The organism is Candidatus Gracilibacteria bacterium, assembly GCA_010119145.1.
Taxonomy (GTDB): domain Bacteria; phylum Patescibacteriota; class Gracilibacteria; order BD1-5; family UBA6164; genus JAACSU01.
Genome location: JAACSU010000007.1, coordinates 510533 through 522659 on the forward strand (window position 1 = coordinate 510533; position 12127 = coordinate 522659).

The 12127-nt window shown below is 30.4% G+C and carries 10 protein-coding genes and 1 pseudogene; 4 read left to right on the forward strand and 7 right to left on the reverse strand.

What is annotated here, in order from left to right:
* Nucleotides 1–75 precede the first annotated feature (75 nt).
* Both GW846_02920 and GW846_02925 read right to left on the reverse strand, forming a co-directional pair.
* Nucleotides 76–771, reverse strand: coding sequence for a hypothetical protein (locus GW846_02920; protein ID NDK09707.1), 696 nt, complete (start codon nucleotides 769–771; stop codon nucleotides 76–78).
* A 100-nt stretch (nucleotides 772–871) separates the two neighbouring features.
* Nucleotides 872–2749 carry a threonine--tRNA ligase gene (locus tag GW846_02925; protein NDK09708.1) on the reverse strand — a complete coding sequence of 626 codons (1878 nt, stop codon included), beginning with the start codon at nucleotides 2747–2749 and terminating at the stop codon, nucleotides 872–874.
* Nucleotides 2750–2972: 223 nt separating this feature from the next.
* Here GW846_02925 and GW846_02930 point away from each other — a divergent pair, with 223 nt between their 5' ends.
* From GW846_02930 to GW846_02945, 4 genes are all read left to right on the forward strand, one after another.
* On the forward strand, nucleotides 2973–3734 hold the full coding sequence (locus GW846_02930; protein ID NDK09709.1) for a 3',5'-cyclic nucleotide phosphodiesterase: 762 nt from the start codon (nucleotides 2973–2975) through the stop codon (nucleotides 3732–3734).
* Nucleotides 3735–3793: 59 nt separating this feature from the next.
* Nucleotides 3794–4834, forward strand: a complete 1041-nt coding sequence (locus tag GW846_02935; protein ID NDK09710.1) for a PilT/PilU family type 4a pilus ATPase — start codon at nucleotides 3794–3796, stop codon at nucleotides 4832–4834.
* Nucleotides 4835–4923: 89 nt separating this feature from the next.
* On the forward strand, nucleotides 4924–6024 hold the full coding sequence (locus GW846_02940) for an N-acetylmuramoyl-L-alanine amidase (protein NDK09711.1): 1101 nt from the start codon (nucleotides 4924–4926) through the stop codon (nucleotides 6022–6024).
* A gap of 331 nt (nucleotides 6025–6355) precedes the next feature.
* Nucleotides 6356–7384, forward strand: a complete 1029-nt coding sequence (locus tag GW846_02945) for a phosphodiester glycosidase family protein (protein ID NDK09712.1) — start codon at nucleotides 6356–6358, stop codon at nucleotides 7382–7384.
* Here the strand turns inward: GW846_02945 and murD are convergent.
* From murD to hflB, 5 genes and pseudogenes are all read right to left on the reverse strand, one after another.
* The gene (murD, locus tag GW846_02950) at nucleotides 7381–8736 is read right to left on the reverse strand and encodes a UDP-N-acetylmuramoyl-L-alanine--D-glutamate ligase (protein ID NDK09713.1); all 1356 of its coding nucleotides are present in this window, start codon (nucleotides 8734–8736) and stop codon (nucleotides 7381–7383) included. The two genes, GW846_02945 and murD, sit on opposite strands and share 4 nt — an antisense overlap.
* A gap of 136 nt (nucleotides 8737–8872) precedes the next feature.
* Nucleotides 8873–9460 (reverse strand): annotated as a pseudogene (locus tag GW846_02955) (DedA family protein).
* Nucleotides 9461–9561: 101 nt separating this feature from the next.
* Nucleotides 9562–9897, reverse strand: coding sequence for a tRNA-binding protein (locus GW846_02960; protein ID NDK09714.1), 336 nt, complete (start codon nucleotides 9895–9897; stop codon nucleotides 9562–9564).
* A 4-nt stretch (nucleotides 9898–9901) separates the two neighbouring features.
* Nucleotides 9902–10105: a hypothetical protein gene (locus GW846_02965; protein ID NDK09715.1), complete on the reverse strand. Its 204-nt coding sequence runs from the start codon at nucleotides 10103–10105 to the stop codon at nucleotides 9902–9904.
* 89 nt (nucleotides 10106–10194) lie between these two features.
* Entirely contained in the window at nucleotides 10195–12087 is a 1893-nt protein-coding gene (hflB, locus tag GW846_02970; protein NDK09716.1) for an ATP-dependent zinc metalloprotease FtsH, read from the reverse strand.
* Nucleotides 12088–12127 lie beyond the last annotated feature (40 nt).

A 12127-nucleotide genomic window follows, 5' to 3' on the forward strand; every position in this document is an offset into this window, starting at 1 on the left:
TCTGGCCGCGGTTCACACTTAAACATGAAACAAAAAAAGAGATTCAAATAATTTGAATCTCTTTTTATGAAAAAATTATATTCTCGTAATATTTTTTTGCCTCTCTAGTATTTCTCTTGCTGCTTGAATTGTATCTATTGAAATTCATTCATATCATAATTGTGCTAATTTATAAATATCAGTTACTCTTCAATTTAATGAGTTTAGTAGTTCTCTTTGAAGTCTCAGTGCTAATAAATGAATTTCATAGTCAGATGGAATTTCTAACTTTTTACTATCAGAAGATATAAATTTTACAAATTCTTCTCAATCCATTGTATCTTGCCTCTTTCATTCATTTTTTAGAAGTATCATTAAGATATCAAAAATTTGAGTTCAAGATTGAATCTGTAAGTCCAATTTATTCGCTATATCTTCAAATCAAAAATCTCTTACCATTGTTACAATTGAGTTTCAATTTCAAGAAATAAAAATATCAAAAACTATTTTTTCAGCTATTTTTTGAGCAGTTCGTTCCAAATTTTCTACATCAAAACTATCATCAATTAAATCTAACGAATTAATAATTGACAACATATATTCTGATGGTATCGGACTTATTAATTTTGTAAAAATTCTTAGATTTAGATATTCAACCATTGATTTTTTGTCATTTCATACTGAAAACAAACAATCATACATATCAGTTATAACCTGCTCTCTTATAATTCAAAGTAAATTTTTTTCATTTTCTGGTTTATTCCTGAATCTTAAATTTTCTACTTCTCACATGTATAATAATTAATGTTATAATGTAAGAGTATCATACATACTAGTAATACTCAATTATTATTAAAAACATATATTTATAATTCCTGTATTTAATAATAATTTATAAACTCTTTTCTTGTATTTCCTTTTGTACCATAGACATAAACTCAGCTTGATTCATAGTGTTTTGATCTTTTGTCTTATAGTTTCTCACTGAAACTGTTGATTTTGTGACTTCCTCTTCTCCAACTACAAGAATATAGTTTACGTGCATTTGCTCAGCATTTCTTACCTTTTTATTGAGACTATCTGAAGAAGCATCCACCGTAACTCGTATTCACTGAGATTCGAGTTTCTTTTTTACATCAAAAGCATAATCAGCAAAGTTTTCAGCAACTGGAACCAGTCGTACTTGTTCTGGAGCTAACCAAAGAGGGAATGTCCCTGCAAAGTGCTCAATCATAATACCCATAAATCTTTCCAGTGAACCTGAGATTGCTCTATGAATAACCACTGGTTGTTCATCTTCGTTTTCTTCATTTTTAAAACTGAGAGCAAATCTATTTGGTTGATTGAAATCACACTGAATTGTAGCAAGCTGCCATTCTCGACCAATTGCATCTTGAAACATAAAATCGAGTTTCGGACCATAAAATGCTGCTTCTCCAGGCATCTCTCTGTAATTGAGTCCTTGAGCTTTTGCTGCTTCTTCTAGTGATTTTTCTGCTATTTCCCACACATCATTTCATCCAATATATTTTTCTGGAGTTTCTGGATCTCGAACTGAGAGTGATACCCAGTATCCATCTAGAAGTCCAAATGTTTTATAAAACTCTTTTACTATCTCTACGATAGCTCATACTTCTTCTTGAATCTGACTGACTCTACAAAATAAATGCCCATCATCTTGAGTAATAGAACGCACTCGTGTAAGTCCTGATAATTGACCTGTTTTCTCATCTCTGTATACCGTAGCTGGTTCAAAGTATCGAATTGGCATATCTCTATATGAGAACTGATTATCTGCAAATATTTGCATATGATGCGGACAATTCATAGGTTTCAAAAAAAAGTTTTCTTTACTCGTCCCACCATAGACTGAAAACATATCCTCAAGGTATTTCCCTGCATGACCTGATTTTTGGTAAAGCTCTTCTTTTGCTAAATGAGGAGTCCAAACTCTATCATATCATCTATTTTTATGTAAATCCCAAAGGTATTCTTCGATAGCTTTTCTAATTATCATCCCTTTTGGTTGCATAAGAGGAAGTCAAGACCCAACTAAATCTGATGTTGTAAATAATTTTAATTTTTTTCAAAGTATTCTATGATCTCGTTTCTTAGCTTCTGCTAACATATGTAAATGTTTATCGAGTGCTTCTTTGTTTTCAAAAGCATACGCATATATACGAGTGAGTTGATTATTTTCAGCATTACCAAGCCAATATGCTCAAGCAACCCTCGCAAGTTTAAAGCTATTAGCATCAAGCGCACTTGTAGAAGCTACATGAGGACCTGTACACATATCAATAAATTTCAGATTTCGAACTTGATCACCATCCATTCCTGAAAAATCCCAAAAACCTTTTTGTTTTAGAAATTCTTGAACTTCAGATACTTTTCCACCTTTTCAAGTATTTATATAAAACGATATTCTCCCTGTAATTTTTTCTTTATTTTTAAATTCTCATGATTCAAGTCTATCAACAAGCTCAATCTTGAATTCTTCTCACATAGTTTTTAGGATTTCTCTGGCTTCATCATAACTCACTTCAAACATTTGAAAATCTTGGTTTTGAGAGATTATCTTTTTCATAGATTTTTCTATTTTTTTGAAATCATTTTCAGAAAATTCTACATCTCCAAAATCAAAATCATAGTAAAATCCGTCTTCAGTATACGGGCCAGTAGCTATTTTAGTTCCTGGAAAATTATCTTGTATTGCTTGAGCCATTATATGGGCAAGTCCATGTCTTTTTAAATCAATTGAGTAATCCATTGTTGTGAGTATAAGTAATAAAAAAATCTCTCAATATTGAGAGATTTTGAGTTGTTTTCACGCAAGCTACAAAACCCCTCAGTTGAGAGTAGTAGTTGTAGATGTCTCAAGTAATGCTAGCATATACGTGCTTTCTTTAAGTGATACCAAAATCAATAGTAAAAATAGTCAGCGAAAAGTCAAAATTTTTTGTAAAAGGGAAGTGATGTGCTATAATTTTACTATGAAAGAACTAAAAGCTACATCTCCGTTCATATACAAATCTCAAGAAGAATCTCTCCTTATTGAGAATCTTGCTCAGTCTCAACTCATCAACACTGAGCAACTTCTTGAAATAAAAAAATCATATAATCAAAAGGTTCCATACCATAATTTCGTACATGCACTCAAAGTAGCAGAGTGAGTATTAAAACTTCCAAGCCACATGTTTGATATCATAGAAATAAAAAGTTTATTTATAGCTGCACTCTTTCACGATGCCTGACATACTGGAACTTCTCAAGACCTTGATGAATTTAGATCCCTGGATATAGCATTTCAGGGAATTATTGATTTTGAAAATAAATACAACTATAACTGAATAGACTATTGAATCGTACGAAAGGCAATAATTGGAACAGTATTTAAAAATAGAGCGCTTAACAAAGATAAATATGCTCTCATACTCGCTGATTTAGATGTTGGAACTGTTTGAATGAGTTTTGCAGAATTTCTATATTTTGCAGATTTTCCATTTTCGATTGAAATGAATACAGAAATCAAAAAATGGAACAAGGATGTAAACTATTTTAAATTTCTTATGAGTATAAGTAAAGATATTTATATAACTCCAGAAGTTCAAACTATGTATCCTTGAGCTTTGCAAAATATTAGAAAGTATGTAGAGATATCAGACGAGTTATTTGAAAAACTGTTCATTTTTTGGAATAGTTGAGATATAACATTTAAATACTTTGAAGATTATTTCAAAAAAGCATGTTATTAGTTGTTTGTTAAAAAATTATATGTTATAATTTATATATATATTTTATTATTATTTTTGTTATGATAATTTCGCAAGTTTTAAAAGATGCTGTTGAAATGGGGGCTTCTGATATACTCATATCTGCAGGGAATTTCCCAGCTATAAAAAAGAGTTGAGAAATTGTCTATTTGGATACATACGGTATATTAGAGCAAAAAGATATCGATACTGAAATTATGAATATAATTCCAGAAAAGCACAGAGCTAATTTTAAGATAAATTTTGAACTTGATTACTCATTACAAATTGAATGATACGGAAGATTTCGTGTAAATGCTTTTAAACAAAAAAATGGACTTTGACTCGTTTTCAGAGTAATCGCTGACTCAATTCCAGAATTTGATGACCTAAACATTCCTAGTATCATTAAGAGTTTTTCACACAGAAAAAGTGGACTTGTTCTCATTACAGGTTGAGTTGGATCAGGAAAGTCTACTACACTCGCATCACTCATAAATGAGATTAATAAAAACTATAACAAACATGTTATTATTATAGAGGATCCAATTGAATTTGTACACACAAGCAAGAAATCTCTGATAGAACAAAGGGAACTTTGAAGTTCTACATTAAGCTTTGAAAATGGATTAAAATACGCTCTCAGACAAGCAAGTGATGTAATTATGGTAGGGGAAATGAGAGATCTTGAAACATTTAGACTTGCACTTAGAGCCGCTGAAACAGGGAACCTTGTATTTGCTACTCTTCATACATCTGGAGCAGCAAGAACGGTTTCTAGAATTGTAGATATGTTCCCATGAGATGAAAAATGATATATCAGGGCACAAATTGCAGAGTCACTCTTATGAGTTGTTTGGCAAGATCTTATTAAAAAAGAGGATGGAACGAGAGTGGTAGCTACAGAAGTTATGGTGAAAAATAAAGCTATTGAGAATATGATACGTGAAGATCATATTCATCAAATTAATGGAGCAATAGAAACAGGGAAGGAACATGGAATGATTCCTATGAAAAAATATCTAGAGTACCTTCTGAAAAAATGAGAAATTAATCAAGAAATTTTTGATAACCATATTAAAAAATACTGAATAGACGGGTAGTCTAAGTAAGAAGTTTTACAGAAATATAGATTGATATAAAAAATAAAACCTTAAAATATAATTAAGGTTTTATTTTTTTATATAGTTTCATGAAGTTCATAATTTTAATCACCATTTTACTTGTTTTTTGAGTACAGGGAAGTTATGCTCTCACATTACAAGCTCCTGAAAAACCACTAATTATTTCTAGAGCAGATTGGTGAGCTGATGAGCAATATACTTCTCGAGAATCAAGTTATTGGGTGAGCATTTTAGAGCGATGGAGTAAATATGTAGCACCATATGTGAGTCCAGAAGCTAAAAAGCTTCGAGATGAAAAAAACAAAAAAACATATGATTATATAAATGAAAATTTTTGAAAACAAAATACCATTACGCAGAAACTTCAATATGATCCAACTTCAAATTATAAACTTGCCTGGCCATTAGAGTATACGCAAAATATCAATGCAATAGTTGTACATCATACCGCAGATGAATATTCAAGTAGTGCAGAATGAATAAAAAATATATATAGATATCACAGTATAAGTAATGCTTGGTGAGATGTTGGGTATAATTTTGTTATTTGATATGATGGAGAAATATACGAGTGAAAAAAATGAGGAGACTACGTATCATGAGCGCATTCGAAGTGGAACAATTATTCTACACTTGGTATTGCAGTTATGTGAAACTACGAAAAAAAAGAAATAAACTCTAGCCAATATGAATCTTTAGAAAAATTAATTAAATACTTGGCATACAAATACTGAATAGATTTTTCAAAAAAGTATTATTACAATATGGCTTGTTCCTGAGCTGCATGTAGTACTTTTCCACTTGAAACTAAACAGGATTTTACTCTTGTCTGACATAGAGATACCTGACATACGAGTTGTCCTTGAGATATGCTCTATGCTCAAGTTGATGAAATGAGACTTAGAAATATAAACTTTACATCTTGATTTACACCAGTAAATCGACCTATTCAAGTTACAGAAAATATTATTGAACCAGTTAATCTTGATAATGAAAAACTACAAAAAGTTATTTTACTGATTTCAGATTTTACTCTCGATCAAAAGTTACAAATCTTAGAGAGAATAAAAATATATCTTGAGAGAGATAATATTTCTGAAAATATTCTAAAAGAGCTCCAAATAATAGAATTATGAGTGAATCAATCTATAGAGATATCTGAATCATAGCACTTAACATAATATATTAATGTGTTTAATTTTTAATGAGATGTTTATATAAGATTAAAATATAACTTTTGAATAATTAAACTTAAAATTTAGTAATTAAATTATTAGATAAAAATTTTTTAATTTAATAATTTAATTATTAAATTAAACAAAATAAGTAATTTATACAAATATTATAAACAGTCATTCAATCTACAATTTTGATATTAATTACTTAACATAAGTTATATTATGTTAAGTAATTAATATTTATGCAATCTTCACATACTTTACTATCTATTTCCCCTACTGTTCCTATAATTGAAAATAATATAATTCTTTTTTATAAATAATGAAAAAAACAATACTGTGACTTTGTGTTCTTATATTTCCATTTTCTGTTTCAGCAAATACGTTTCAAAATATTGTAGTGAACTGAATCACATTTAACAATGTTGTATACGATATTAACGATGATGATTACAAAATACATGTTGCTATATCAGATTCTGAAACAAATATAGATGATTTAGCAAAACAACAAAATGCTATCACTTGAATTAATGGTATATTCTTTTGTCCAAAGGACTATACAGTATGTAATTGAAAAAGCTCTACTATCAATGAACGAATAGTTAACTGAGTAGATTATAGCTTCTACCCTGACTCTTGAGAACGGTGAATATTTTGATGGGATAAAGATTGAGTTCCTTTGCTTCACCAAACAAATAGAATAAATGCTGATTCTCGTGCAGATATTTTTGAAGGAATGTGAAATTTCCCTATTCTGTTTGCAAATGGTATTAGTCAATTAGAGCATTATCATGACGTTTGACTCTACGATAACAAGATGAAAAGTGCAATGAAAAGACACTATATTTGTTCAAACAAAGATAAAACACAAATAACTTTTGGGAGTACCTCGGCAGCTTCGCTAAACGATCTGACTCCTGCCCTTTACGAATTAGGATGCTGGGATGCTATAAACTTAGACGCGTGAAATTCAAGTCAATTTCTTTATAACGGGAGACGTTTAGAATATTCATGAAGAAATATTCTTGATGGCTTTGTTGTTGAAAGAGTATGACTCAATGTATCTAATGAAGAAATGAAGATTGATAAAATAATGAAAATTTTAGCTCCAGCTTTTAAAAAGGCATCTCTGAGCAATGCAAACATTCGTATTGATGCAGTGCTTTGAGCTATTAAAACAGCTCGATCTAAAATTTATGAGGAAAATTCTATTGATACCTATGATAACAATTGAAATAATATAGGTTATACCATTGATATAAAATCACTTAAAACCCATACTCGAGTTTATTTACTTAATAGACTTGAACGAGAACTACAAATATTTCAAAAAGATCTCAATTCTTAATAAGAAACGACTTCTTTTCTAAATTCATTCGCCTTTTCGATATAATTTTTCCAAAGAGAAAAACTTGGAGCAGCACAAGATAACAAGGCTACTCTTCCAGGAAAGGTTGTTTTATAAGCAAAATCAACTCACGATTTCATGCTTCTGGTTTTTAAAAATTGGAGAATCATTCCATCTATTTCCATTTCAAATGGCACTTCATAGTCTCTATGAAGTATTTCAGGAAATATTTTTTCTGAAGTATCAGGAAATCCAATAATATTTTGAATATTACTTCTAAGTATAGTTTCTCGAATTGTTTTAAAATCAAATCAACTATCTTCTCAACCTAAAAAGAGTGTCTGAATTGGTCAATCAAAGCTTTTTATCGCTGCTATGGTGCTTTCTGGAGTAGTTGCTATTGCATCGTCTACAAATATTATTCATTCGTATTCACCTATAATTTCTATTCGGTGAGGAAGTCCCTTAAACTTTGGTAATATATCATGCAGAAGTTTTGAAATATTTTTTGAGTCTTGTAAAATAACATCAAGAATAGTAATAACTCCCAAAATATTTTTTTTGTTGTGTTCTCACTTAAGTCATATTTCATCTGTTCAAAAAACTAGCTCATTTCAAATATAAAATCCTGCCTCAATGTATTTATACTTTTGGTCACCATCAAAATAAATAATATTTTTTTTATTTATTTCTGAAAACTCTTCTTTGAACTCCTCTTGAATCACACTTATTGTAGCTCACTTTACTATATTCTTTTTAGCGTTTTTATATATTTCTAAACTTGTATGCCAGTCTAAATGACACGGATAGACATTGTTGAAATATCAGATATACAGATTAGGAATGAAATCTTGTAACATATAACTCGACATTTCATACACAACAAAATCATGAACTTCATGAGATAATAAATCAATTTCATCAAGTACTGGAGCTCATATATTTCAAACTAAAACAGTGTCATATCAAGCAGCTTTTAGCATTGTATACAGAAGTGTCGCAACAGTAGATTTCCCCTTTGTTCCTGTGATTCAGATTATTTTACCAGTATAATTTTCTGAAAATATTTGTGTTTGTGATATGAGTTTATGTTTTACTTCAGCTATCTTTTTATGAAAGGGACTAATTCCAGGTGACTTTATTATATAATCATATTTTGAAAGATCACTCAGGTATCTATTTCATGAAATATAATTAATACCAGAAATCTTTTCTATTCATTCAGAAATTTCTTTATCCAGAATAGTAATATCACTTATTCATAAACTCTGCAAAAAAGAAAGACTACTTCTTCCCTCTTTTCAAAATCAAAGTATAGCAATCTTTTTATTTTTTAGGTCATCTATTTTCATAATTGTTTATAATTATGTACAAAATTTGATAATAAAACTATTTCTTTCTATGACTAGCTTCCTCGAGTAATACTTCATCATTATGATCTATTGTTTCTTCTATATCTCTCAGTTTAGCAGATTGAGATTTTACGTATTTAACATACGCTATTATTATAGTACCAAGTATAACTATTAAATATAGTAAAACTTCTGAACTGAGTGATTTAATAAGATCATCATTTTTTCATGCAACATATCAAATAGAGAGGAGAACCAGATTCCAGATTCCAGCTCAAACTGCAGTAAATACTATAAATGTACCAAAATTCATATGAAATATACCTGCAGGTATAGAGATGAGTTGTCTCACAGCTGGAATAAATCTCCCGACAAGTGTTGTGATTGCTCAGTGTTTTTTAAAGTACGTTTCAGATTGGAGGTAATGCTTCTCGTTTAGAAGTATATATTTACCGTATTTATGAATGAGTGATTTTACCACTGGTTTTCAAAGATACATTCAAAGAAAATAATTTATACTTGCTCCCACTATTGCTCAAAGCGTTCAAGCTAATAGAGCAAGTCAAAAATCCATTCTCCCTAAACTTGCAAGGTATCAAGCTGGTATCATAGCAACCTCACTTGGAAACGGTATAAACGACGATTCTATCGTCATCATGATAAATATACCAAAATAACCAAGTCCATCTACGAGACCTAATATAATATCAACAATGTTATGCATGTTTTTTAGTTTAATAATATTACTATTACTATACTCAAGCAGCAAAAAAGACCAAAAAATTATTTTCGGTCTTTAATTCTTTTAAGTAAAGATGAATATACCTAAGAAAGTTTTATCCCATTTAGAACATTACTATCTACAGTTGTTAGTACAACTCAATGTTCAGTTTGCACTCAAGTAATAAGAAACTCACTCATAAAATTCCCTATTTGTTTCGGTCATAAGTTTATCACTCAAATAATCTGTTTTCATATTAGTTCTCATTTACTATAGAGTTGAGTTATTTGTGCTGAAGTTTTTTTTATACCAATTTCTTTTCCAAAATCTACCCATACTTTATAACTGGGTTTATTAATTTCAGGAAAATCTTGAACCTCTATTATTGTTCAAACTCTCATATCTAAACCTTCAAAATCTTTCCAAGAAATAGTATTCATAATTTTAAGTATCTAAAATATCATGTATGTCTTTCTTTCACGATGCAACTGCCTCACAAGGATTGATTTTAATACGTGTTAAAGGTTTTGGTGCTATAAATCCTTCAGGAATTCTTGTTCATTGATCTGATCAGGCTTTTGGATAAATAGATAAATCTGGGAATCATGTTTCAGGGTTTATATTTCAAAAATTTGTTCCGTACGGCATATTAAATTTTTAGTAAATAAAACTAACTTTAGGAATTATTGAAATTTAATCAAGAAAAAAATCCTACACTGTTGTAAGATTTTTTTAGCTTATGCAAAATATGTTTCAAATCTTGCTCTATCCATTTCTTCTTCTTTGAGAAGATCTTCAGAAATAGTTTCGTGAAGTTTCTTATTATCATTAATGATTTTGAGAGCTCTTTGATATTGTTCTGTCAGTATTTTTTGAACCATTGCGTCTATAGATTTTTGAGTTTGTTCAGAAACATATGGTTTATCCCCTTCAACTCCAGTATAGTTTCACATACCTCTTTCTCCAGCAAAATTTTCTTGACCTATTTCATCATACATACCATATCGCATCACCATATTTCTTGCTATTGCAGTAGCTCTTTCAATATCATTACTTGCACCAGTAGTGATAAACTCTTTTCAAAAGAATATTTCTTCAGAAGCTCTTCCTCAGTATAAAACACATAGTTCATCTAAGAATTTTGCTTTACTGGTAAGTATAGCATCTCTCTCAGGCATAAACCACGTAACTCCAAGTGCTCATCCTCGTGGAGTGATTGAAATCTTATGAACTGGATCAGAGTGAGTAAGAAGTCTTCCGAGTAATCCATGCCCAACTTCATGATACGCTGTTATTTTACGTTCTTCATTATTCATAACAAGTGATTTCTTTTGTAATCACATTACAATCCTTTCAAATGCTTGCTGGAGTCTTGGTTCAGTTATTTCTTTTTCACCATATCTCGCTGTAATAATCGCAGCTTCATTAAGTATATTTCCAAGATCAGCTCATGAAAATCATACTGTAGAACTCGCGAGTCATTTAAAATTTATATCTTTTTGAATTTTTTTAGTTGTCGCGTGAACTTCAAGAATTTTTTCTCTGTCTGTTTGATTTGGAAGATTTACTGTAATCTTTCGATCAAATCGACCTGGTCGAAGAAGTGCTCTATCAAGAACATCAGATCTATTTGTTGCTCCGATAACAATGACATTTGTGTCGTTATCAAAACCATCCATTTCAGTAAGTATTTGATTGAGTGTTTGTTCTCTTTCGTCGTGTCATCCACCAGTTCCTGGTCCTCTCTTCTTCCCGATTGCGTCAATTTCATCGATAAAGATAATAGCAGGAGCTATTTTTTTAGCATTTGTGAATAAGTCTCTCACTCTTGATGCTCCAACTCATACAAACATCTCTACAAACTCTGAACCTGAGATAGAAAGAAATGGAACATTACTTTCTCAGGCAACTGCACGAGCAAGCATAGTTTTCCCTGTACCTGGAGGTCAAACTAGAAGAGTTCCTTTTGGTATTTTAGCACCGATATCTCTATATTTTTTAGGATTTTTCAAAAAATCTACTACTTCTTGAAGTTCTTCTTTTTCCTCTTCAGCTCCAGCAACATCTTTAAATAATATTTTATTTTTAGATGTATCATACAATTTAGCTCGAGACTTTCAAAAAGTCATAGCATTATTTGCCATACCTCACATTCGTGAAATAAGAAACAATCCTATACCTAAGAATAATATTACAAGAAGTATCGTAGGAAGCATTTCTGCCCAGAACTTAGAACTCGTAAGATCCTTTACTTCTACATTTGTAGTAATATCAGTATTTTGAAGACCCAAATCTGAGAGTGAATCACGCTCTGGAAGAATTGCAGTTTGTACTCTTTGTTTCTCAACCCCATTTTCTGTTACAGTTCCACCAGAAAGAGTTGCTATGGCCTTATTACCGTCAATAAGTATTTCAGAATACTCAGAATTACTATAATTCTCTGAGAGTTCAGACAATGAAATATTTTCATTCACTTGAACCGTTCAGTTTTGAACAAAAGGAATAAGTGCTGCAAGAGCTACAGAGAGAACAATAAGTATGATGAACGGAGTATAATTGTTATTAGGTTTTTTTACTTTTTTAATTTTTTGGTTTTTTTCACTTTCATTTAAAGCATTCTTTTTAGCCATGTAATTGAGTTATTTATACAATATATGTGTCTTTTGCACT